We start from the raw sequence: 23802 nt of genomic DNA on the forward strand, positions 1-23802 counted from the left end.
CGAAAGAGCTACCATCAGCCTAACGCTTACTGCGGGAGTTTCGATCGCTGAGCTTGCCAATCATCCCCAATCCGAATCGTCAAATCCGAGTCGAGTTCCCCAGTCGAATTGGCTTCAACGTTGCCAAATCCCAGCGCACTTTGCAGCACTTTTGCACCCTGTAAATCGCCGCGCTGCACGATAATTTGCGTTTTCTGCTGTGGGTCTTGCCAATTCTGAGCCTGATAAACATTCGTATATCCAAGCGTTTCAAGATACTGAGCAAACTGAGTTCCAGCCTTCGGATCACCGGACGCATTCTGAACGGCAATTTTGAGATTCGCTAAGGGGGCTTCCAGTCCGGTTTCCGTTGCGGCAGACTTGAAATACTCCTGCATCACGCGATCGCGCCCCTGCGTATCCATGATCCAATAGCTGGCACGAAATTCATTCGGAGCGCTAAACCGACCCGGCAACAGCACCATCTTGAAATCATCTTTGTCGAGCTTCTGCCCAAAATTCACCAGCGCCAGCATCTCTTCCATCGTCAGATTCGTGTCGATGTACTTCTGCATCAAGCTGACCAACCTGGGAATGCGCGGCAAAACCATCGGACTGGTCAATTTCGATCGCAGCGCTTTGATTAATGCCTGCTGCCGCTGTACCCGTCCAATGTCGCCGATCGAGTTATGCCGAAATCGAGCAAACTGCTCTGCTTTTTCTCCGTTTAGCGTTTGCCAACCGGGTTTGAGATCAATTTTGAGCTTTTGGGTGTTGTCGGTGTACTGCATCGCTTCAGGCACATACACTTCAACTCCACCAAGCAGATCGACCAGTTCGCGAAACGCATCGGTACTGACGCGGACATAGCGATCGATCTGCACTCCATTTAACGCCTGACTCACGGTTTCTCGCGCTAAAAGCGGCCCACCGCTGGCGTTGGCTTGATTGATCTTGGTGACTCCCACGCCCGGTATTTCAACTTGAGTATCCCGTGGAATCGACAGCAAACTCACCGAATCATCGGTTGGATCGACTCGGAGCAGCAGCATCGTATCACTTCGACCGGAGAAGATTTCGCTTGAACCCGTAGGAGCATCCAGCACGCGATCGATCCCCATCACCAACACATTCACGGGACGAGACACTTTGTACCGAAACCCACTGCTCCAAAAATCTCCGAGCAATCTTCGCCCCTGGTCTGGAGCGACACCGGGAAGCGGGGCGATCAGCGCCAAGGTGGTTCCAAGCGTTGCCGAAATCGTCGCGGCTCCCAAAAATCCAGCAATCCAAAAGAGAGATCGTGCGATCGCAGGCTGCTTAGGAGAGTTTACAGGCGCGATCGGGACGGCAGGGCGAGATTGAGCGGTCAATTTCTCAGTCGCGCTAGACGGATCTAGCGTAGATGGTCGCTTAGACTCTTTCACTCCGTTCACACCTCAAAAAACTTCGCTCAAACGCTCTACCAAACTGTTCGTCGTTATCCTAGCCAGAAAGTTTCTAATTTTCTTCAGCTTTTGGAGATATTTTCTCCTGCCAAACTAAGTAAATTAATTACCAGTTGAATTATCGCTCGGTAGATGAAATTCTGAGCAACCAGGCTTGGGTCATTCCAGGGAATTCTACACTCCCCTTCCGACATTCGGCTAGTGTTGTCTATCAAAATTGCACGATTTGGGGTCAAAGAAAACCGCATCTTTCGCATCTGCCAACCGAAGGAGCATTCTCAGAGTCAGGCAAGCTGCCTGATTCCCACGATAAACCTTGAATATTGCTGATCCGCCTAGATCGATCGGGGAAGAATGAGAAGAGTCCGCAAAGATAGTAATCAACGATATACGAATAGTCGTGAATTGATTAAAATCTGAGCGTTGTTCTAACCCCCATGGTGTGACGCGATATGACCCCATCTCTTGTTCCGATTATCCTTGCTGGCGGAAAAGGTGAGCGCTTTTGGCCCCTCAGCCGCAAACACCGTCCAAAACAGTTTCTCTGTCTAGATGGCAGCGGACGCAGCCTTCTACAAACAACCGCCGATCGCTTACTTTCGACCGCAGGCGATTGGAGCAATCTTTGGGTCGTGACGGCTTCCCATTTGGCCGATGGGGTGCGTGAACAGCTTCCCGACTTGCCGATCGAAAACATCCTAGTAGAGCCAGAGGGGCGCGATACGGCTCCGGCAGTGGCATGGAGTACGATCGAAGTTGCAAAGCGCTACGGTGAGGACGTTGTAACCGGATTTTTTCCAGCCGATCACTGGATTGCAGAACAAGACATTTTTGAAGCGACGCTAAAAGCCGCAACAGATGCAGCCGTCCAAAATGCAGCGATCGTCACTTTGGGAATTGCGCCAACTCATGCAGCAACGGGATATGGCTACATTGAGCAGGGTGAAAAGATTGGAGTGTACGACAATTATCCTGCTTATCGAGTCGATCGCTTCACAGAAAAGCCCGATCGGGAGACCGCAGAAGCATTTGTTAGTAGCGGACGGTTTAGCTGGAATGGTGGCATGTTCGTATTTCAAGCAAAAGTGATGCTTGATCAGCTGCACAAACACGCCCCAGAAATCATTCAATTATTAGAAGAGAAAGGCATCGAAGCATATTCAACCGTTCCTAAACTTAGCATCGATTACGCGGTGATGGAAAAGACCGATCGTGCTTGTGTGCTGCCAGTGCGCTTTAGCTGGGATGACTTGGGCGATTGGGGGGCGATCGAGCGTTTAATGAAGTCCGATAATCCAAATGTGGAGTTAGGGCAGCATGTCGGGCTGGATACCAGTGGCGCGATCGTTTATACCTCAGATGATGATGAAGTGGTGGTGACGATCGGTTTAGAAGATACGGTAATCGTTCGCGATGGCAAAGTGACGCTGATTGTGAAAAAAGACCGGACGCAAGAAATTAAATCGGTGTTGAAAACGATTCAGGCGCGATCTGAATTTCAGGATTTGTTGTAAAAAATCCCAATGGATATAGAGACGCGATTAATCGCGTCTCTATATCCCGGCGACGATCAATGATGTGCAACCCCCCAAGGGGCATCACAACACATTACACTGCCGAAATTCGACATGATCCCGACTAATCGAAATATCGCAATTGCCAAAGAAATCATGACCGAGTAATCCCACATCTAACGGGCCGATCGATACCGGAACCTCGCGAATCGTACTTCCTGCAACGGTGATCGACTGCACGACCGCAACTCTCACCGTCGTCACACCTGCTGCGGTCATCGCCTGAGCCTCACCGACGACCCTAACTCCCAATCGCCGCGCCATTTCCGCCGTGATCATCGTCGCGGATGCTCCCGTATCAACCATCATTTCATAGCGTTGGTTGCCGTTAAAAACCACATCGATCACAGGAATACGATTCTTGCGATACTTAATCGGGACGCGAATCCCTTGCTCTTTTTGAGCCGCGATCGCGCTTAGTTCCTCGGCTGAAATTGCGCGATCGATGCGAATGCCTGGATCTTGCGCGGCGATTTTTTCTTTTCCGGTGCGTGCTGCTCGATCTTCCGTTCTTGAAAGGGCTTGCTGAAATTCAGAGAGTTTTTGATTGGCTCGCTTGCGGTTTGGATCAGATTTCGGCACTTGTTTGAGCGCTGTGATCGCACTCTTCCACCGACTCGCAACCAGTTGCCAATCCTCCGGAGACTGCGCCGATTGACTGATCGTGCGGGCACTTGCCGCTCGATCGAGCGCCGTTTGATAGAAATCTTCAGTCGGTGCCGCAGGAGTGGCGACCGTTTGAACCGGAGAAGACGAAACCTGTGGAGAAACTCGCTGTGTCGATCGCTCCTGACTACACCCCGCTGCAATCGCCGCGAACACGATCGCCGACCTAACCCAAACACCAACTCTGAGCATACTGAGAATTCCAAGGACTCAATCCTGACTGTCTTAGAGTTCCCTAGAATTCTGTGCAAAAGCTTAGAGACCCCTTGCAACCCGCAATAGACATGATAATAATGATGAGATCTTTGTAATTGACTGTGTTTATGTCCTCTGCTCAACCTGCGTTACTTGTGCTGGCTGATGGCACAACTTATCAGGGTTACTCGTTCGGTGCAACGGGAACCACGATCGGAGAAGTCGTGTTCAATACCGGAATGACGGGTTATCAAGAAGTCATGACTGATCCAAGCTATCGGGGTCAGATTGTGACATTCACCTATCCAGAACTGGGCAATACGGGGGTAAATCCCGACGATGAAGAATCCGACGTGCCGCATGTCCGGGGCGTGATTGCCCGAAATATTTGCGAACGTCCGAGCAACTGGCGATCGACGCAATCCCTGCCCGACTATCTCAAACAGCACCACTTACTCGGCATCTACGGCATCGATACTCGTGCCCTAACGCGAAAACTACGATCGGCGGGTGCAATGAACGGCGCGATTTCAACCGAAGTGCTCGACCCCAGCGAACTGCTCGAACAAGTGCAGAACGCACCGAGCATGGCAGGATTGAACCTCGTCAAAGAAGTTAGTACGACCCAAGTTTACGAATGGTCAGAAAAAACCGAGACGATTTGGGAATTTAGCTCGACTGCTCCGAGCCTTGAAGACCCGATGACTGTGGTTGCGATCGATTTCGGCATCAAGCGCAATATTCTGCGACGGCTTGCGAGTTATGGCTGCCGTGTGATCGTTGTTCCGGTCAACACTCCGCCTGAAGAAGTCCTTAAGTATAATCCAGACGGAATCTTTCTCTCAAACGGGCCGGGCGATCCGGCTGCTGTCACCGAGGGCATCGAAACTACAAGAGCACTCTTGAAGGCTGAGAAGCCCGTTTTCGGGATTTGTATGGGACACCAAATTCTCGGCTTATCACTGGGTGCCGAAACCTTTAAGCTTAAGTTCGGACATCGCGGCTTGAATCAACCCTGCGGTCTGACCCAGCAAATCGAAATCACCAGCCAAAATCACGGTTTTGCGCTCGCTGCCGATTCGCTCCCGGATGCCTCGGTCGAAATCACTCACCTGAATCTCAACGATCGCACCGTTGCCGGATTACGGCATAAAACCCTGCCGATGTTCTCAGTGCAGTATCATCCGGAGGCGAGTCCTGGGCCACACGATGCTGATTATCTATTTGAAAATTTCGTGCGATCGATGCGCGAACATAAACAATCAGAAATCAGGCAATAGAAAATATTGCTGCAACGGTGTATACTGGAGCGTCAAATTAAATTTAGAGTTTAAACGCGGTAGGAGGGGGCTATTCCTGAGCAACTAACCCTAACAGTCAGTCTTCGAGGCACACGCGAAGTTAGGGACAATACATATCAACTCTTTCGCCTCGTCGGGCAACTTGATGCTTTTTCTGAACCAACCTTCCGGAAGGTTCTGACAAAATGCGTTGAAGATGGCCCTAAACACGTCATTTTAGATCTGTCTAAAATTGACTTTGTTGATAGTTCCGGTCTGGGCGCTTTGGTGCAAGTTGCCAAAAAAGCGCAGCAGGCATCGGGAACCTTACAGATTGTGACGAATGCGCGAGTCACACAGACGGTCAAGCTTGTTCGTTTAGAACAATTTTTGGCGCTGCAACCGTCCGTGGAAACCGCGATCGAGAATGTTCAATCTGCCTAAGTCGCATCATCTCAGAAAAGAACCGCTGTCCAAATGGTTGGATAGTCGGTTTTTTTCGTAGTCTGTTACGATAAAAAAGCGTCTTACGGAGTCGGAAAAGATGTGATCTCATCGAATGAGTTAGGGGTTCTAGAATTATCTACAGGCTTGCCTGCGCCATCGATGTCTGAGATCCAGCGGCTCTCTCCGGCTGCGTTCGCATATTTAGGCGATGCAGTTTACGAACTGTATATTCGGAGGCGTTGTCTGTTGCCACCGAAGCGTTCTGAAGTCTATCATCAACAAGTTGTGTCGAACGTGAGGGCAGAAACCCAAGCCTTGCACCTGCGATCGCTCATGCCCCATTTAAGCGAGTCTGAACATGAGTTTCTCAAGCGGGGACGCAATGCTGCTGTAAATCGCCCAAAACGACTTGACCCCGAAATTTACCAACACGCCACCAGCCTAGAAGCCCTAATTGGCTATCTGTATTTGACTGACCCTGCCCGCTTGTTTGAATTGTTAGGGTTTCTCAACCTTAAGTAAAAAATTAGAAAAAGCGAGATTTGACGCGATCGCTTTTCTTTGTCGTCTTTTTGCCTGTTCCTTCTGCCTCTTCAACCAGGATTAAATTACTATGGCTACTCCCAATAACCGCAACGCTGGCTCACAGGGTCGGTCAAATCGTGACTTTGGCGGTAAAAAACCCAATTTCAAAAAGTCGGGCCATCCCAAACGCAACAGCGAGGGAAGCTTTGATCGCCCTAAAACTGACGATCGCCGATTTGAAAAGCGCGACCGCAACTTCGATGGGGATCGAGATCAGCGCAGTGCCGGTGCTGACGGCTCTAATCGGGGTCGCTCAGACTCAAGCGGTGAAAGACGCTACGAACGCAAAGAAAGAAGTTTTGATCGTCCCAGAAACGACGATCGACGATTTGAGAAGCGCGATCGTCCTAGAGATGATTTCAATGGAGAGCGACGCGGACGGGATTCTGATCGTCCGAGGGGCGAATTCAACGGAGAACGAAGAGAGCGGAATTTCGATCGCCCCAACGGTGAAAGACGCAGCTTCGATCGTCCGAAAGGCGAATTTAATGGAGAACGAAGAGAGCGGAACTTCGATCGCCCAAATGGTGAAAGACGCAGCTTCGATCGTCCGAAAGGCGAATTTAATGGAGAACGAAGAGAGCGGAACTTCGATCGCCCAAATGGTGAAAGACGCAGCTTCGATCGTCCGAAAGGCGAATTTAATGGAGAACGAAGAGAGCGGAACTTCGATCGCCCAAATGGTGAAAGACGCAGCTTCGATCGTCCGAAAGGCGAATTTAATGGAGAGCGGAAGTTTGACCGTCCTTGGAATGGCGGCAGTGCGAGATTTGAGAAGCGCGATAGCTTCGCTCCCCGCAAACCCGACCATTTAGCCGATCAAGCTCGCGATGATATCCCGCAGCACTTTGTGTCGCATGATGAGCCGTTCGAAAGCAATGAAACTCCCGATCTGATCTATGGTCGTCATCCGGTATTGAGTGCGCTGCAAGGGGAGCGATTGCTTAATCGCATCTGGATCACCGAGAAGCTTCACTATGATCCCCGCTATCTTTCATTGCTGAATCAAGCGAAAGCAAACGGAACAGTCATCGATGAAGTGACACCAAAACGACTAGATCAGCTAACCTATGGTGCAAATCATCAGGGGATCGCAGCACAAATTGCAGCTTATGAGTACACTGATCTTGGTGACTTGATTGTTCGTGCCAAAGCTGCAACTGATCAGCCTGTGATCGTGGTTGCAGATAGCATTACTGACCCTCACAACTTAGGTGCAATTATCCGGACGGCTGAGGCGTTAGGAGCACAAGGAATCGTGATTCCGCAGCGTCGTGCGGTAGGCGTAACTTCAACGGTGATGAAAGTGGCAGCAGGCGCGATCGAAAAGCTTCCTGTAGCTAGAGTGGTCAATCTGGCTCGTGCACTGGAAGACCTCAAAGCGGCTGGATTCTGGATTTATGGCACAGCTTCCGAATCAAGCCAGCCAGTTCATACCGTCAAATTTGCTAAAGCCTCGGTGTTGGTTGTTGGTGCAGAAGGGGAAGGTTTAGGATTGATGACGCAGCGTGGATGCGATGTACTGGTTTCAATTCCACTACAGGGCACTACGCCTAGCCTCAATGCCTCAGTTGCAGCAGGAATGGCACTCTATGAGGTGTACCGTCAACGCTGGGAGAACACCATCCATCTGGATGGATTTAAGACATCGATCGGATTGAAAAATCAAGTGTGACGGAGTATAAAGAGACTTGAACTCCGATTTGGAGCATCAAGCACAACAATCTCCCAGCATTCTGTTGCAAGATTGAATCTGATGCACTGGTAGCTTTCCCCTCTGACGATGTTCGCTGCGGATTGCAGGCCGTTCTTTGATTGAATTAGCTAGCTTATGAATGAACTCTTGACAGGTTTTCTTAGCTCGATCGGTCTTGCTTGGTGGGTTGAGATCACGACTGATAGCCCCCGATGCGTCTACTATTTCGGCCCTTTTCCCAACAAGAAAATGGCTCAAAGTCACCAGTCGGGCTATCTCGAAGATTTGGAGCGCGAAGGCGCGACCAACATCAAAATCACGGTCAAGCGCTGTAAGCCCTCGAATCTCACAATTTACGATGAGAAAGCGGATGTGGGGTTTAACAAGATGCCCGGTGTTTTGAGCGGTCAGTATTAAACATAAGCTGGCAAAGCGCTTGGGAAAGACGCGATCGCAAATCGCGTCTTTCCAACTACTGACACACTTCGGACTGATACACTTCGGGATGTCGATCAAGCCATTGATCGATATCCGTTAGAATTTGATTCGGAATTTCCCACGGCAGCAGGTGTGCTGTGTCGGAATAGACTTTACATTCACAGTTCGCCAGATGTTTTGCGGTTTCAAGACTTGACGCTGCGGTAATGTGGCGATCATGTTCACCCGCTAACATCAGCACCGGACAGGTAATCTTTTCAAAGTTTTGCACTCGATAATACCCTTCGCTTAGTGCTGCATTCAGCGCTCGATTTGCAGCGACTGAGGTATTCAGAAAAGCATAGACTGCATCACTCGCGATGTATCGGTAGGTTGCGGGGGTGTGTTGCTGAATGAGGTGCCGGAAGAGCGATCGCTTTGCAAAGGTGTCAATATTCCAGCGCCATCCAGGTTTAATCACATTCAACAAGGCAGCGATCCCAGTATAGAGATTGTCTTGCAGGCTAATTCGAGGATGATTTCCCCAGGGGCGCGCAGACGTAGCAACGAGAATCAAACCGCTCACTTTTTCGGGGAAGCGGGCGGCAAGTTCGAGCGCAACAATTCCACCGAGCGACCAGCCGAGGATTAAGGCACGATCGATGCCGTACTGCTCCAACACCCCTTGCAAATCATCCAGGTGATCGAGCATGACAAAATTGGCGCGAGTTTTTGACTGACCATAGCCGCGTAGGTCGGGCGCGATCGTTTGAAACCGCTTTGATAAATGTTGAGTAAATACGCTCATACTGCGACCCGATCCCGGATGTCCATGTAGACAAACGATCGGATAGCCCGCTCCATCAATCCATACCTTTAAAGAAAATCGATTCATTTCTACCCCTAATTCTCAACGTTCGCTTCCCGCTCTCCGATATCATGAGAGACGAATACTCGCAAACAAACTGGTGTTATGGCAACGGAAGAAACCAAGCCTCAAGGCGAATCGGAACTCCCCCCGACGGTGGGCGAAAATGTACCCGATGTCGTCAAAGAAAACCTGCATGGGGAAGATGTACCCACCACCACGGAGATTCCGACGGCAAACGCACCTGATCCCACTGCCGTAAATGCTGGAGATAATCCTAACGCAGCGAATCCCGCAACCGGAAAGGCTCCAAAAGAAGATGCGGGAATCAAGCCTGCGAAGGCGAAGAAAGAAAAGGCTCCAGGCGTTGAGGATAAGCCTTTCGGTGACTTTATTCAACAAGATTATTTGCCTGCTTTGAAGCAAGGATTAGAGAACCTGGGAACGCGATCGCTGGAACTGCATTTCGAGAAGCGCAAGATTCCAATTAAGGGTTACGACCAAGCGCCGGAGTGCTGGCAGGTGATTGGCAAATGGCAACCGAGCTATAAGCAATTGCGGGAATTTAATATCTATTTTTTCGATGAAAATATCAATGGTTTGAAAGGATTTGCTTGTGCAGAGGGCGATCGTCTTAGCACTCTGGAATCTTTTTTGATTGATGAGCGCAAAGTTACGCTAGATCTGCTGGTGTTTGGTACAGTTCAACGCCTGAACGGTCAGAAGTGGTTAGCTCGCAACTAAGATGAAAGCTTAGAAAGCCCTCGATCGTGAGTTTCCGATCGAGGGCTTTTTGCGGGGTTCTGGCGATCGGCTGATCTATTCTGGTGGGGAAAAGCTGAAGTAGACTGCAATGGAGCTAGAAGCATTATTAGAACAGCGTCGATTGATTCGGGCGATCGGGTTTGATGATGCACCGTTTATCCGCAAGTCCGGAGAACCTGTGTCGATCGCGGGCGTGGTTTGTGCCGGGACACGATTTGAGGGGATGTTGTGGGGGCAGATTGAGCCGGATGGTTGGAATGCCACCGAGACGATCGCAAACATTCTGTTAAACAGTAAGTTTTTACCCCAAGCTCATATTGTGCTGCTCGACGGAATTTCGCTAGGGGGCTTTAATGTGGTGGATTTGCCTGCATTATCGGGTGAGATCGATCGTCCCTGCGTGAGCGTAATGCGTCGCTATCCGAAGTTAGAGAAGGTTGAATACGCGCTTAGACGATTGCCAGAGCCAGAACGCCGATTAAAGTTGATTGCGCGAGCGGGGGAAATCTATCAATCGCCGCCATTTGTGTTTCAAGTTCAGGGTGCAGCACCGGACACGACAGCGCGAGTGTTGGCGAGATTAACCGATCGGGGTCATGTTCCCGAAGCCCTAAGATTAGCGCATCTAATTGCTTCGGCTGTTATTAACGGCGAAAGTGGTCATCAGGCGTAAATCCGATCCCGGTTGTGAGGTGCGAGTAAGTTTTGGGAATCGCTATCGATCGGAATGATCCCACCTGGATTAAGCGGAAATAGATTACCGTAATAGTCTCGTTTTATCGCTTGTAAGTCGCACGTTTCCGCAACGCCAGGAAGCTGATAAATATCTCGAACATACGCGCCTAAATTTGCATAATCTTGAATGCGGCGGCGGCTACACTTGAAAATGCCGTAATAAGCAGCATCAAAGCGAGATAGCGTTGTAAAGAGGCGAATATCTGCAAGCGTTAGAGTATCACCACAGAGGTAGCGATTTTTTTCTAATGTGTTGTCGATCGTATCCAGCGTTGTAAATAACTCGTTGCAAGCGGATTCATAAGCAGCTTGTGTTTGAGCAAATCCACACCGATAAACGCCATTGTTGACTGGATTATAAGTTTTTAGATTCCAGCGATCGATCTGATCGCGTAATGCTTCTGGATATAAATCAATTTCTGGATGCGCTGCAAATTCGTTCAACTCAGCATTGAGCATCACAATAATTTCAGAACTTTCATTATTGACGATCGTATTTGTTTCACAATCCCACAGCACTGGAACGGTCGATCGCCCTGTATACCCTGGTTTTGCTAACCGATAGAGTTCCGTTAAAGTAGAGCAGCCAAACTCAGGTTTCTCTAAAATCCAGCCGCCATTCTCCGGAGAAGGAGAGACGATTGAGACCGCGATCGCGGCTTCCAATCCTTTCAGCGATCGTGTGACTAAGGTGCGATGCGCCCAAGGACAACTCATTCCCACGAATAGCTTATAGCGTCCTGAAGCGGCGGGGTAATTCTCTGATCCAATGCGATCCCGAAACTGGCTTTCAGGACGAGTATAAGCACCAGACGCATCACGCGGCGCAAGTTTGGACATCATAATCCGCCACATCGTCGTCCAAACAAAACGCCCTAGTTGAATGATCAGCTTTGGAGGCATAGGATGAGACCAGCGCAATAATTCAAATTATGGATAATAAGCCGAAAAATGTAATTGATGTTGATGCTGGAACTTTATTAGTTGTTGCAATCGCAGTTCTACTGATCCCGCTATTGCTGGCAGGCTTCTTTTCGCAATAAAAACCGAGCCCCTCTGTAAGACTGAATCCAATTCACAGAACCCAATCCGACAAAGGGGACAGATTAGTGCGAGAGCCGATTATCGTGCAATTTTCACCGGAGTCCGGTTTGCTCTGACATCAAACTCAGCTTTCTGAATCAGCGATCGACCCGTCATTTCTTCAGGAATCGGTAGTCTCAGAATATCGAGAATGGTTGGTGCGACATCCGCTAATCGTCCATCATCTCGTAGTGACACTTCAGTTCCATGTCCCGGAATCTTTAAGCCTTCGCCTTCCACCAGAATGAAGGGAACGGGGTTTGTCGTGTGAGCCGTCCAGGGATTGTGATTTTCGTCGTACATCTGTTCAGCATTCCCGTGGTCGGCTGTGATCAACGCAGTTCCGCCTGCGCGATTAATCGCTTCGAGCAAGCGGCCCAAGCACCGATCGACCGTTTCAAGCGCCGTAATCGTCGCTTCGATCTGTCCTGTATGTCCGACCATATCAGGATTGGCGTAATTAAGAATGATCATTGAGTAGATGCGTTTCTCAATGGCTGCGATCGCGCCTTCGGTAACTTTTTCGGCTGACATCGCAGGTTTTTTGTCGTAGGTCAGCACCATCGGACTTGGCACTAGCTCCCGATCTTCTCCGGGGAAAGGCTCTTCTAGCCCACCGTTGAAGAAATACGTCACATGAGCATATTTTTCCGTTTCAGCGGTGCGGAGTTGGCGTAATCCATGCCGCGCAACGACCTCGCCCAAAATGTTGTTAAAGTTCTGCGGCTCAAACGCAACTTTGACCGAAAGCGAAGGATCATACTGCGTAAAAGTGACAAACGAGAGCGGCGAAATCTGTGATCGCTCAAATCCATTGAACTTGGGATCAACGAATGCTTGAGTGAGTTGACGCGCCCGATCGGGACGGAAATTGAAGAAAATTACCCCGTCTCCCGGTTCCACGGCTCCCGGTGCAATCCGCACCGGTTCGACAAACTCATCGGTTACACCTGCCGCATAGGAAGCCTTCAGCACCTCGATCGCGCTTTGCCCAGTGCCTTCGCCGCTCTCGGTCATGACTTTATAGGCTTTTTCAACCCGATCCCAGCGACGATCTCGATCCATTGCATGATAGCGACCACTAATCGTCACAATCCGACCGACACCGAGACGATCGATTTCTAGCTGAAACTTTTGGATCTCTGATAACGCTGACATCGGCGTGGTGTCGCGCCCGTCGGTAATCGCGTGAATGCAGACTTCTTCGATCCCTTGTGCTTTTGCAAGTTCTAGCAATCCGACCAAGTGCGAAATGTGAGAGTGAACCCCGCCCTCTGAACACAAGCCCACGAGATGTAACTTCGTCTGGTGTGAAGACACTTCCTGGCAAATTTCGACTAATTTTGGATTTTGCAGCAGGCTTTTATCTTCGACTGCATCAGAAATTCTGACCAATTCTTGAGGAACGACGCGCCCTGCGCCTAAATTGAGGTGTCCGACTTCCGAATTGCCCATCTGACCGTCTGGCAATCCGACATCTTTTCCAGATGTGCGAATTAGCGTGTGAGGATACGCTGCCCACAAGCTATTCATGACTAGCGTATTGGCTTGCGCGATCGCATTTCCATCGCGGCTCTCGCGGTAGCCCCAGCCATCCAGAATAACAAGCACCACAGGAGAAACAGGCGGTTGCCCCATATTGTTCTGCCCTTTCACTGAAATATTCTCCGCAAATCATACCATTGCTATCGTGACCATTCCCTTTTCCATGCCCCTGAAGATCCTTAATCAGTTATTTTATTAATGATTTCTTAAGAATCCTATCAGTCCAACAAATCACAGCAGGGAATTCACCCAACAATGAATGGCTTGCTATCAGTCAACATTCTCATAGCAAACCATCTATCGCGAGTTCTTATTTTTTGAATAGTAGCGGGTTTCGCCAAAAATTACGCGCTTTTTTGAGCTTTTTTTTCCTTCTCTTTGGCTTTTTGTTTAGTGCGTTTTTCAGCAACTTTCGCGGCTTTTTCAGCCTCGATTGCAGCTAGCTTTGCTTTCTCTTTTTCTTCAGCGACTTTCTCTAAATAATAGTGGTAATCGCCTCGGTACAGGCGGAGTTCACCGTCTCGAATCTCAACAATTTTATTTGCAGTTTTCGAGATGAAATAGCGATCGTGCGACACAATTACAACGCTGCCATCATAGTTCTGAATGGCTTCTTCCAGCATTTCTTTGGCTGGAATATCTAAGTGATTGGTCGGCTCATCAAGAATGAGTAAATTGGCGGGTTGAAGCAGCATTTTTGCCAGTGCCAGCCTCGCTTTTTCGCCACCGCTGAGCGCTTCTACTCTCTTAAAAACGGTGTCACCACTGAACAGAAATCGCCCTAAATGTGTACGAACTTCCTCATTTTTCCAGTCCGGAACTTCATCGTGAATCGTGTCGATCACGGTTTTGTTTAAATCTAGCGCTTCGGCTTGGTTCTGCTCGAAGTAACTGGGAATTACGTTATGATCCCCTAACTTAACGGTGCCCTCGACAGGTTGTTCGCTTCCGGTCATCAGATGCAGCAGCGTTGATTTTCCGGCTCCATTCGGCCCTAAAATCGCGACGTGATCCCCACGTTCGATGAGCAATTCTGCTCCTAAAAATAGGATTTTATCGCCATACATATGCGTGAGATCTTCGATGATCACCACTTCGCGACCGCTTCGAGACGCAGGCGGAAAACGGAAATGTAGGGTTCTGACATCAGAATCGGGAGCTTCAATCCGCTCGATTTTGTCGAGTTGTTTTTCTCGGCTTTTTGCCTGAGTGCTACGGGTGGCGCTGGCACGGAAGCGCTCGACAAACGCTTGCTGCTTTTCTAATTCCTTTTGCTGCCGCTCAAACGCACTCAGTTGCGCGTCTCGTTGTTCTTGCTTTTGTTGCAGATAAGCGGAGTAATTGCCAAGGTACGTTGCCGATATGCCGCGCTCGGTTTCTACAATTTGGGTACAGAGGCGATCGAGAAATTCGCGATCGTGCGACACAATCACCATCGGAGTCGATAATTCCTTGAGGTAGTTCTCCAGCCATTCGATCGTCTCCAAATCCAAATGGTTGGTCGGCTCGTCAAGCAGCAGCAGATCCGGAGATTGCAGCAGAATTTTTCCTAAGCTCATTCGCATTTGCCAGCCGCCGCTAAATGCACTGACTAAACGGTCGCCATCATCGGGATCAAATCCCATTTCTGGCAGAATCTTCTCGATTCGAGTTTCTAAGCCGTACCCATCCATCGCCTCGAATTGACGCTGCAAGCGATCCATTTTGTTCAGCAGCTTGTCTAATTCTTCGGGGGTCGCGGTTTCCATCGCACAATGAACTTGGGTAAGGGCCTCATGCACTGCGTTGGCTTCCTTGAACGCCCGCCAAAATTCTTCGCGCACGGTTCGAGTTGGATCGACTTCAAATTCTTGCGTAAGATAAGCGATGTGCAGACTGGCAGGGCGGATGACTTCTCCGTCAGTCGGTTCGATCTCGCCTGCAATGATTTTTAGCTGAGTAGATTTGCCTGCTCCGTTCACGCCAACCAGACCGATGCGATCGCCCGGTTTAACCTCCCAATTCACATCTTTAAGAACTTCGCCAGTCGAATAAATTTTGCTGACGTGCTCTAGTCGCAACATAAGAAACTCCAAGGGTTAGGAATGCAGGCAAGTTTTAAAATCTTAACAAACCCTAACCCAATTCGATCTTTAAGTTGCGAACTGTTTCGGTAGCGTGAATGATCCGTCTGCATTCGGCGGAAAGTCAACGATCTGCACGATCGCCTCTGTATTCAGTTCACCATAAAGATGCGGAAACTCTCCGACTCCTTCGACCGCTTCATATTCGATTTCTGCACGAACGCGATCGGGATCAATCACGAGCAAAACCAATGAAGTTTTTCCCCGATAAAATTGATTTGCAACCCAAATCACTTGATCCGGTGTGGAGCAGTGAATAAATCCTTCCGTCTCAAGCGAATCAGCCCGATAGGCTCCGGATTGTTGAGCCGCAATTGCAGCATCGCGCTCTGTAATGTGCAGGAGCATTAGTTTATTGATCCCATTGATCCCAAGGTGAGAAGCGAGAGGGAGAAGGTGTTAAAAAATGAAGTCGGAGCCTCTTTCGGTTTGGGTGCGCTAATGCCTGCGAACAATGTTAGAAGCGCAGTAATGACGATCGCTTGTAGAAGTTTTTCTAGCATCTCGAACCTCGCTCAATTTTCAGGAAGGCAAGTCGTGCATCTACCTTTTGAATGATCTTACCCACATTTGATGCACATCGCGTATCTTTAGAGTCTTATAAGTTTGCAGGCAATGGAGTGAGCTGACTCACTTTAGGTTGGTGAAAATAAGTCAGGTCAGCAAACAGAGAACAGAAGAAATGAGTGAGGACAAAACTGTAACTTAAGGTGAAGGATTGCAACGAATTTCTAACATAAAGCCATCCGGATCGTAGAAATAAATTCCGCGTCCGGTTGGGCGAGACACAGGGCCGTGGTCGATCTCCACGTGATAGTGATGCAGCACTTCAACAGCCCGATCGAACAACTCCGGTGCGATGTCAAACGCAAAATGATTCATTCGGGTAAAGCCTTTTTTGGGATCGGGATCAGGCGGAGTTAAATCGGGTTCCCAAAACAAATCAATAATGGTGCCATCTGGTGTTTTAAAGTTGGCAACTTTCCCAGAAGCAACTGCGTTTTTCAGCGTTTCGGGAACTTCTGATCCAGTGAGTTCATGCAAGCCTAAAACTGTGCCGTAAAAATGGCGAGATGCTTGCATATCTTTGACGTTCAGGGCGAGGTGATGCACCTGACGTAAACAGCCTGCTAAGGAAATGAGCGATTCGGAAGTAGAGAGCATAATTAACACCGCATTTTTTAATGTTCTAGCGTGTCTCGACGATCGTTTTCAATCCGGTGACAAGTCGCTGAATGCCTTCGATCGCGGTTTCTTTTTCGAGTGCGCCATATCCCACACGCAAATAACAACCATTTTCTAGTCCAAAGGTAAACCCTGGAAGTACAGCAACTCGGTGATCTTGAATCAGTCGTTTTACGAGTTCCATTGTGTCTAGTTCGGTGTGAACTTTGAGCAGAAAATAGAATGCGCCATCTGCTTCTGGAACGGTGCAGAAATGACGAATCGATTCGAGTTCAGCTAAAACAATGTCGCGGACTTGAGAAATGAATACAAGTTTTTCTTCGCAGTACGATCGTCCTGCCTGCAATGCTCCTAGTGCCGCATATTGAGAAACCACAGCAGGACAAATCACATTCGTATCCTGAATTTTCTGCACTGATTCTAGCAAGTAAGCCGGAATGACCATATATCCGATGCGCCAACTGGCAAAGCCATAAGCTTTAGACAAACTAAAGATTGAGATCGTATGGTTAGCACTATCGCCAATGCTGGCGGCAGAGAAATGATCAACGCCATAAGTGAAATATTCGTAAGCTTCATCGGTAATGTGAAAGCAATTCGATTCACGACACAATTGATTCACTTCTCGCAGTGCAAATTCGGAGTACACTGCACCTGTTGGATTATTTGGAGAAATGGTGACGATCGCACGAGTTCGATCTGTGATGGCAGCTCGAATTAAATCAGGCTGAAGCTGATAATTTTCATCTGTTGGCACTAACACAGCTCGACAACTCGCAATCTCGATCGCCATTTCGTGATTGAAATAGAACGGAGTTTGCAGAATGATCTCATCACCGGGATCAGTAATCGCTAAAACAACATGCAGAAACGCCATATTGCTGCCTGCGGTGACAACAATTTCTCGATTAGTCAAATCAATCTTGTTTTCAGTGGTTAATTTCTGTGCGATCGCCGCTTTCAATGCTGGAATTCCCTCAACCGCTTGATATTTGTGATTCGCTGGGTTGCTGAGAAACGTGGTGATTTGATCGATCGCGCTTTGAGGCGGCGGATAGTTCACCACACCTTGACCGAGTGAAATCGTACCAGGGTGTTGCCGGATCAGTTCACCGACGATCGGGATAATCGGCGATTGAACTGCTTGCATCCGAGAGGGAAGACGATTGAAATTCATGAGAATTGACAACGCTAAGCCCTATCATGGTATCGAACATTCCTTCGGCAGTGAGCTATGGCGCAAGAGCAAAAAGATCAAGAACATCCGTTGTGGAAGACCGATCGCGAGATTGTGAATGGTTTACTGAGCGGTGAAGCGACCGATTTGAATCTTGCTGAACTCGCGCGACTTCGCATTCGCTACAATGGCTTTCCTGGAGCGCGAGACATTCAAGCGGATTTAGACAAAGTTCTCAAACAGTGGAACTTAACCGAGGATGTGTTGTTTGAAAAAACTCGCAAAATTCATGCAGAATCCCAACCGTATAAAGGGCGCGGTGCAAAACGCGACGATTGGAGCTAAGCAAAAATTTTCCAGGTTTCGTTCTCGATCAAAATGTAAATCCCTAACCCAATCAGCACGATCGGCACCAAAATTCGGTTGTATTGTTCCAGCACAGGCGAGATCGCTGGATGACGCGATAACCAGTCGGCAACTCTACACCACACCGCAACCAAGCTAAAAAATACGGTCAACACAATCATCATTCGCTGTAACTCTAAGCTGGCAAACAGGGGAATGTAGGTTGCAATATTGTCTCCACCGTTTGCAAACGTGACGATCGCAACACTTAGGATCTGTGGCTGAAAAAATCGCAATAAAACCTTCGTGACTGGGTGATCCGGTAGCGTTGCGCCTTGAATTTCACCTTCTTCCTCTCGGCTTACGATCGCCCGAATTCCCAGACAAATTGGCAGAACTCCTAGCAGACCAATCCAAGTCTGCGGGATCAACAATCCACCTAAAAATCCCAATAAGCTACACCAAACAATTCCGGCAAATCCTAAATACTGTCCTAAATAGATGTGTGCTCTTGTAAAAGACGAATTGACCTGAGTAAAGAACAGCATCAGGACAAACAAATCATCGATATTCGTCGCCGCAAACGCGATCGCCCCTGTTAAAACAGTCGAGAGAAACCAGAGCATCAAGCAAGACACCTTACAATCTGAAATCAACGGTATCAGACTTAGGAACCCCCATGATGCACGGCTTTATTCCCAGCGATCGCTATTTTCCCTATCTCAGTTGGACAGATATCGAATCAATGCCCAACAAAGAGAACGTTGTAATTGTGCAGCCGATCGGCGCGATCGAGCAGCATGGCGCACATTTACCGTTAGCGGTGGATTCTGCTATTAGTGTCGCTGTCTTGGGTAAAGCATTATCTCAACTTGATCCCAACATTCCCGCCTATGCTTTACCGCCTTTGTACTATGGCAAATCAAATGAACATTGGCACTTTCCCGGAACGATCACACTCAGCACTCAAACCCTACTCGCAGTTCTAATTGAAGTTGCAGAAAGCATTTATCGGGCTGGATTTCGTAAGCTAGTATTCATCAATTCCCACGGAGGGCAGCCGCAAATTCTTGAAATCGCTGCCCGTGATTTGCACCAGCAATACGAAGACTTTGCATTGTTTCCATTATTTACTTGGAAAGTTCCCACGATCGGCGCGATTGCATCTGAACTCTTCAGCGAAAAAGAACTCGAACTTGGAATTCATGCAGGCGATGTTGAGACGAGTTTGCTACTTTCAATCCTGCCGGATCAAGTGAAAATGGAACGCGCTAAAGCCGAATATCCGCTGGGTGAACCGCAAGCAGGGGTTCTCAGCATGGAAGGAGCGCTTCCGTTTGCCTGGATGACTCGTGATCTGAGCCGCAGCGGTGTGTTGGGCGATCCCACAACTGCCACAAAAGAAAAGGGCGATCGCATTCTCACCGCTCTAGTGAATGGATGGGTACAAGTCCTCGAAGATGTTTATCAATTTTCATTACCAACTGCGTGGAAGTGTGAATAAGTTGAAGTATTTGTCGCAAATAGGATTGCACTTCTCCAGACCTCAGTAAAATTGGAGACAAATCGCACAGCTTATCTGGAGGTTTGTATGGCAGATGCGATCGTTGTTCCCGTTCGTCAAGTGTTGCAGACAAGGCAGGAACTTGATGAGGCAGTCAGAAACTACATTACAAGTGATTGGCAAGGCGAAGAACTACTTCTGCGTTGGCAAGCGATTCGCGACGCTTCACTCGCACAATTGGCGGATTCTGACCCGTTCGCAGTTCCAGGAGAAGATAGTTATTAGAGCAGACTGATTGTAAAGATTCGCGGATGAATCTGATCAATTGCAAGAGCAGCAGAAATACTTTTGAGGTGTACCTTACCCGGATTTTATCTCAACGGATCGCTTCTAGAATTGTCTGCGTCAACACAAGAGCAAACGGCTTCTAGAAAGAGACCTTACTCTCACTGGGGTTTTCCGATAGCTTAATTTAGAGCTGTCGGGAACAACCGCGCAGATCTCTGGCTGCACCAAGCGGTGCAGCCACGACTCAGCCCACTCTAAAAGGCAACCTTCGCTTAGATCAAACAGACACGGTTTTCATGGCAGAGCGTCAAGAGAGGTAGAGGCCAAGACCTGCCATAAACTCCCTATTTCAAGAATTCAACGAGTTGGGCTAACTTATCCCATGCTGCACCAGACTTAACGATTTCTCTTGCTTGATCAATTCCCTGCTCATACGACTCTACCGCCTGTCCCACACGCAGCGCTAATGCCGCATTCAAAGTCACAGCATCTTGTTGAGCTTGCGTTCCTTTCCCTTGCAGCACCGATCGTAAGATCTCCGTATTCACAGAGATATTCCCTCCTCGCAGGGCATCGGTTGCGGCTTTCTGCAATCCAAGCGCTTGGGGATCGATCGTCGTCAGTTCCACCGCTTGATTGTTCAATACTGCAATGTCAGTCAGATCGCTCAAGCCTGCTTCATCGAGTCGCTCCCTGCCGTGCAGCACGATCGCAGATTCCTTGCCCAATAGCTTTAATGCTTCTGCGATCGGCTCTAACAGCGCAGAACTATACACTCCGATCACTTGTCCTGTCGGCTGTAACGGATTCACCAACGGGCCTAGCAAATTAAACACTGTCCGCACTTTCAGCGTTCTTCGCATCGGCGCCACGACCTTCAGCGCCGGATGCCAACCCGGAGCAAATAAAAACGTGATGCCCACTTCTGATACTGCCGCCTGGATTCGCTCCGGGTCTGCACCCAAATTCACGCCCAACGCTTCGAGAACATCTGCTGATCCCACTAAACTCGATGCCGATCGATTGCCATGCTTTGCCACTCGTAGTCCGGCTGCTGAAGCCACAAACGCCACGGCAGTTGAGATATTGAATGTAGAAGCACCATCGCCACCCGTTCCGCACGTATCGATCAGAGAAAAATTGGGGCGCTCGATCGACTGGGCTTGCGACTGCAATACTTTCGCCATTCCCGCGAGTTCTGGCGCTGAAATACCTTTTGCCTGCAACGCCACTAAAATTGCACCCGATAAAACTGGGGGAATCTCATCATTGAGCCATCCCTGCATCAACGTTGAAGCTTGATTGAGCGAGAGCGAGTCGCGATCGAGAAGCTGCTGAAGTAATTCAGACCATTGTGCGGTTTCTAGAGCCGGGGTAGTCATAGGTCAGGAGGGAGAACGATTCAAATCCTGTAGAAAATGATCTCACGCAATGGTTTTCTTGAAGCTTCTTCCTTAAAATTTGCAAATTAGGGTGTGATTTAGATCGCAAAGTAGCGCGATCCAAGTCACATTTGATACTCTATAGGCACGGAGAAAAATTCGTCATCCGTGGTGCATCCTTTAAGAAATGTGAGGGGTTTCTTTTGTGCAGATCATTCCCCAATCTAGTCATCTGTTCACCTTGATTGTGCAGCCAAGCGATCGCGAAACGCGTGCGGTGCTGTATCGATTGGGCTTTGAGAAAATCGCAGTCTTGCCGCAACTGCTCTATCGTTCTGTGAGCCAGTTTGAACTGTCGAATCTGTTCGCGGCAATCTGTCAGCACGTCTCGAACCAGGCAAAGGCATTATCTCGATATCTCGTGACGCGATCGGCGCTGGATCTGGAGCATTTATTGAGTGAGTTCCACAGTGCCCAATCGCTCAAACACATGATGCTGCTGGGCAAACACACCTGGTTTTTCCAGGTCTTGTCGAGTCGGCAACTGTTTTTTAACTATCAGCCGATTTTTGATCTGCATTCGGGTCAAGTGGTGGCGCATGAATGTTTAGCCCACGCTCGCAATGAAGAGGGGCAGCTCTTTAACGGACAGCAACTGATTGATGCAGCGTTGATGATGAATTTGACCCGAGAGTTTGATACGCTCGCCCGATCAATGTGCTTTAACACCTTGGCGCAGTGGAATCAGCCGGATCGTCCTACTTTTTTCATTAATGTCTTACCCAACGCGATCGCGCATCATCCCGAATCGCTAGAGCAGAACTTTCAGCAAGTGCTGGATCTCGGCTTGCACCCAGAACAAATCGTGTTTGAACTCACCGAAGTCGAAGCGCTGACTCAGCATCCTAACTTACCGAGAGTGATTGAACAAATTCGGGCAGGCGGGTTTGGGTTAGCGCTGGATGACTTGGGCAGTAATGTGGGAATCGATCACTATTGCACCGAGTTACGCCCGGATGTGATCAAGCTCGATCGACGATTGATTCACCGATGCAGTCGCTACGAAATGAAGCAAGTGATGGTTAAGAGCTTGGTTCAGGTGGCGAAAGAATTTGGCATCACGGTGTTAGCCGAGGGACTCGAAGCTGTAGAAGACATCGAATTTTGTCGATCGATTGGCGTAGATCTGGGGCAGGGATTCGGATTAGGAATGCCGAGTCGAATGCCGATTGTCGCGGGTTCGCTTCAATCTGGCTCAGTGATCGTCGATTCAGTTTCCGTTAATTAGTTCCAAATTCGGGGAGAGCCGCGATAACGCATCTTCCGACGCACGACTAAACTTCGCATCACCTGCGGAATATCGCCGCGATGCCCCATCACAATCACCGCATCGCCTTCGCTTAATACGGTCATTTGTCCCGGATGGGTGATTGTCGTCCCGTCTGCTCGTCGCAGCGCTACGATGATCATCGTGCCGCGTCCCCGCGTTTCAATATCGCCGATCGTCGCCCCAATCATGCCGGACTTTTGGGTAATCGCCAGTTCATCCATCTGAATATCCATCTGTCCAAGCAGTTCATTCAGCGTATTGCGATCGGTACCTTGGCTGAAAAAATCCAGCGTTGCCGGATGCGTGATCATGTGTGCCATCCGCAAAGCGCTAATCGAAGCGGGTAACACCACTTGATTGGCTCCTGCAAGTCGGAGTTTTTTCTCGGTCGAAGGCAGTTCCCCGCGAGACAGAATCAAGAGTTTTGGATTCAGTTCGCGAGCCGTCAGCGTAATGAACACATTCGCTGCATCATCGGGTAGCACCGTCGCCAATGCCCGCGCCGTATTGATTCCCGCTTTATGCAAAACCGTGTCATCGGTCGCATTTCCCAAATACACTAAATAGCCCTGAGATTCTGCTTGCTCGATCCGATCGTCGTTATGATCAATCACCACAAACTTGACTTGAGCATCGGTCAGCTTTTTCGCCAAAATCTGCCCCATCCGACCGAAACCACAAATAATCACATGGTCTTCCAGTGCCTTGATTGTTTGAGACATATGGTTTCTTTGTAAAATCTGCTTGATTTCGCCTTCAGTCACCATCTGGATAAATCCGCCCACGGCATAAACCGCAGACGACGTACCGCTGATGATCACCAGCATCGTAAAAACTTTGAGTTCCGGGGTATTGACGGGACGCACCTCTCCAAACCCCACCCCAAACACCGTAATGACTACCATGTAAAACGCATCGAGTACCGACCAGCCCGCGACAACATAGCCTGCGGCAGCAATCAAGACGGTAATCACAAAAAAGACGACTCCGGTGATGATTCGTCTGAGGGAACCTTGCATAGTCAAGCTTGAGCGTGTTCGCGCTCTCGGTGGCGAAGTGCTTCTATCATCGCAGATTCATCCTCCTTTAGAGTGTTTATTCCGCAACGGTAGATCTACGAATGTTAAATCGGGTGAATCGATCGCAGCCTCGATCTCCAATTCCCCAATAATTGATCTAGACCTT

General features: G+C 49.0%; 24 protein-coding genes and 1 pseudogene. 12 read left to right on the forward strand and 13 right to left on the reverse strand.

Features of this window, described 5'->3' with window-relative positions:
* Positions 1-26 precede the first annotated feature (26 nt).
* Entirely contained in the window at positions 27-1406 is a 1380-nt protein-coding gene (locus NC980_RS14290; protein ID WP_347273135.1) for an LCP family protein, read from the reverse strand.
* A gap of 473 nt (positions 1407-1879) precedes the next feature.
* On the opposite strand from NC980_RS14290, the gene NC980_RS14295 reads away from it, so the two are divergent.
* On the forward strand, positions 1880-2941 hold the full coding sequence (locus NC980_RS14295; protein ID WP_190379212.1) for a mannose-1-phosphate guanylyltransferase: 1062 nt from the start codon (positions 1880-1882) through the stop codon (positions 2939-2941).
* An 84-nt stretch (positions 2942-3025) separates the two neighbouring features.
* Here NC980_RS14295 and NC980_RS14300 read toward each other — a convergent pair whose 3' ends face one another.
* Positions 3026-3859 carry a retropepsin-like aspartic protease gene (locus NC980_RS14300; protein WP_190379213.1) on the reverse strand — a complete coding sequence of 278 codons (834 nt, stop codon included), beginning with the start codon at positions 3857-3859 and terminating at the stop codon, positions 3026-3028.
* Positions 3860-3984: 125 nt separating this feature from the next.
* On the opposite strand from NC980_RS14300, the gene carA reads away from it, so the two are divergent.
* The 5 genes and pseudogenes from carA (at position 3985) to NC980_RS14325 (ending at position 8287) form a co-directional block, all read left to right on the forward strand.
* Positions 3985-5142 (forward strand): glutamine-hydrolyzing carbamoyl-phosphate synthase small subunit, encoded by a 1158-nt coding sequence (gene carA, locus NC980_RS14305; RefSeq protein WP_190379214.1) that lies wholly within the window; start codon positions 3985-3987, stop codon positions 5140-5142.
* Between the two features lie 72 nt (positions 5143-5214).
* Positions 5215-5586, forward strand: a complete 372-nt coding sequence (locus NC980_RS14310) for an anti-sigma factor antagonist (RefSeq protein ID WP_190379304.1) — start codon at positions 5215-5217, stop codon at positions 5584-5586.
* Between the two features lie 162 nt (positions 5587-5748).
* Entirely contained in the window at positions 5749-6111 is a 363-nt protein-coding gene (locus tag NC980_RS14315; protein WP_190379305.1) for a ribonuclease III domain-containing protein, read from the forward strand.
* A gap of 952 nt (positions 6112-7063) precedes the next feature.
* Positions 7064-7849 (forward strand): annotated as a pseudogene (gene rlmB, locus NC980_RS14320) (23S rRNA (guanosine(2251)-2'-O)-methyltransferase RlmB); the annotation flags it as partial.
* 156 nt (positions 7850-8005) lie between these two features.
* Positions 8006-8287, forward strand: coding sequence for a DUF1816 domain-containing protein (locus NC980_RS14325; protein ID WP_190379216.1), 282 nt, complete (start codon positions 8006-8008; stop codon positions 8285-8287).
* A 55-nt stretch (positions 8288-8342) separates the two neighbouring features.
* Here the strand turns inward: NC980_RS14325 and NC980_RS14330 are convergent, their stop codons facing one another.
* Complete coding sequence (locus NC980_RS14330) at positions 8343-9182, reverse strand: alpha/beta hydrolase (protein ID WP_190379217.1); 840 nt, start codon at positions 9180-9182, stop codon at positions 8343-8345.
* Between the two features lie 78 nt (positions 9183-9260).
* Between NC980_RS14330 and NC980_RS14335 the strand changes: the two genes are divergently transcribed.
* Positions 9261-9899 (forward strand): DUF2996 domain-containing protein, encoded by a 639-nt coding sequence (locus NC980_RS14335; protein WP_190379218.1) that lies wholly within the window; start codon positions 9261-9263, stop codon positions 9897-9899.
* Between the two features lie 109 nt (positions 9900-10008).
* Complete coding sequence (locus tag NC980_RS14340) at positions 10009-10593, forward strand: DUF99 family protein (protein WP_190379219.1); 585 nt, start codon at positions 10009-10011, stop codon at positions 10591-10593.
* On the opposite strand, the gene NC980_RS14345 is transcribed toward NC980_RS14340, so the two are convergent.
* The 7 genes from NC980_RS14345 to NC980_RS14375 all read right to left on the reverse strand — a co-directional run bounded on the left by NC980_RS14345 (position 10584) and on the right by NC980_RS14375 (position 17768).
* A complete protein-coding gene (locus tag NC980_RS14345) occupies positions 10584-11558 on the reverse strand; it encodes a glutathione S-transferase family protein (RefSeq protein ID WP_190379220.1) in 975 nt (324 codons plus the stop codon). The genes NC980_RS14340 and NC980_RS14345 overlap by 10 nt on opposite strands.
* Before the next feature lie 219 nt (positions 11559-11777).
* A complete protein-coding gene (gene gpmI, locus NC980_RS14350; RefSeq protein ID WP_190379306.1) occupies positions 11778-13376 on the reverse strand; it encodes a 2,3-bisphosphoglycerate-independent phosphoglycerate mutase in 1599 nt (532 codons plus the stop codon).
* 251 nt (positions 13377-13627) lie between these two features.
* Positions 13628-15346 (reverse strand): ABC-F family ATP-binding cassette domain-containing protein, encoded by a 1719-nt coding sequence (locus NC980_RS14355; protein WP_190379221.1) that lies wholly within the window; start codon positions 15344-15346, stop codon positions 13628-13630.
* 69 nt (positions 15347-15415) lie between these two features.
* Positions 15416-15754, reverse strand: a complete 339-nt coding sequence (locus tag NC980_RS14360) for a DUF952 domain-containing protein (protein WP_190379222.1) — start codon at positions 15752-15754, stop codon at positions 15416-15418.
* Positions 15754-15909, reverse strand: a complete 156-nt coding sequence (locus tag NC980_RS14365; RefSeq protein ID WP_190379223.1) for a hypothetical protein — start codon at positions 15907-15909, stop codon at positions 15754-15756. Before NC980_RS14365 ends, NC980_RS14360 begins: the two co-directional genes overlap by 1 nt.
* A gap of 202 nt (positions 15910-16111) precedes the next feature.
* Entirely contained in the window at positions 16112-16570 is a 459-nt protein-coding gene (locus tag NC980_RS14370) for a VOC family protein (RefSeq protein WP_190379224.1), read from the reverse strand.
* A 25-nt stretch (positions 16571-16595) separates the two neighbouring features.
* Positions 16596-17768, reverse strand: coding sequence for a pyridoxal phosphate-dependent aminotransferase (locus tag NC980_RS14375; protein WP_190379225.1), 1173 nt, complete (start codon positions 17766-17768; stop codon positions 16596-16598).
* 57 nt (positions 17769-17825) lie between these two features.
* On the opposite strand from NC980_RS14375, the gene NC980_RS14380 reads away from it, so the two are divergent.
* On the forward strand, positions 17826-18113 hold the full coding sequence (locus NC980_RS14380) for a DUF3288 family protein (protein ID WP_190379226.1): 288 nt from the start codon (positions 17826-17828) through the stop codon (positions 18111-18113).
* Here NC980_RS14380 and NC980_RS14385 read toward each other — a convergent pair.
* A complete protein-coding gene (locus NC980_RS14385; RefSeq protein WP_348253935.1) occupies positions 18110-18751 on the reverse strand; it encodes a cadmium resistance transporter in 642 nt (213 codons plus the stop codon). The two genes, NC980_RS14380 and NC980_RS14385, sit on opposite strands and share 4 nt — an antisense overlap.
* A 41-nt stretch (positions 18752-18792) precedes the next feature.
* Here NC980_RS14385 and NC980_RS14390 point away from each other — a divergent pair, with 41 nt between their 5' ends.
* Together NC980_RS14390 and NC980_RS14395 are read left to right on the forward strand one after the other, a co-directional pair.
* Complete coding sequence (locus tag NC980_RS14390; RefSeq protein ID WP_190379228.1) at positions 18793-19617, forward strand: creatininase family protein; 825 nt, start codon at positions 18793-18795, stop codon at positions 19615-19617.
* An 87-nt stretch (positions 19618-19704) separates the two neighbouring features.
* Complete coding sequence (locus NC980_RS14395; RefSeq protein ID WP_190379229.1) at positions 19705-19902, forward strand: hypothetical protein; 198 nt, start codon at positions 19705-19707, stop codon at positions 19900-19902.
* 347 nt (positions 19903-20249) lie between these two features.
* On the opposite strand, the gene trpD is transcribed toward NC980_RS14395, so the two are convergent.
* Positions 20250-21287, reverse strand: coding sequence for an anthranilate phosphoribosyltransferase (gene trpD / locus NC980_RS14400; RefSeq protein WP_190379230.1), 1038 nt, complete (start codon positions 21285-21287; stop codon positions 20250-20252).
* A 205-nt stretch (positions 21288-21492) separates the two neighbouring features.
* On the opposite strand from trpD, the gene NC980_RS14405 reads away from it, so the two are divergent.
* Positions 21493-22575 carry an EAL domain-containing protein gene (locus tag NC980_RS14405; RefSeq protein WP_190379231.1) on the forward strand — a complete coding sequence of 361 codons (1083 nt, stop codon included), beginning with the start codon at positions 21493-21495 and terminating at the stop codon, positions 22573-22575.
* Here NC980_RS14405 and NC980_RS14410 read toward each other — a convergent pair.
* Entirely contained in the window at positions 22572-23636 is a 1065-nt protein-coding gene (locus NC980_RS14410; RefSeq protein ID WP_190379232.1) for a potassium channel protein, read from the reverse strand. The two genes, NC980_RS14405 and NC980_RS14410, sit on opposite strands and share 4 nt — an antisense overlap.
* Positions 23637-23802 lie beyond the last annotated feature (166 nt).

This window comes from Leptolyngbya sp. AS-A5 (genome assembly GCF_039962495.1).
Lineage (GTDB): Bacteria > Cyanobacteriota > Cyanobacteriia > Leptolyngbyales > Leptolyngbyaceae > Leptolyngbya.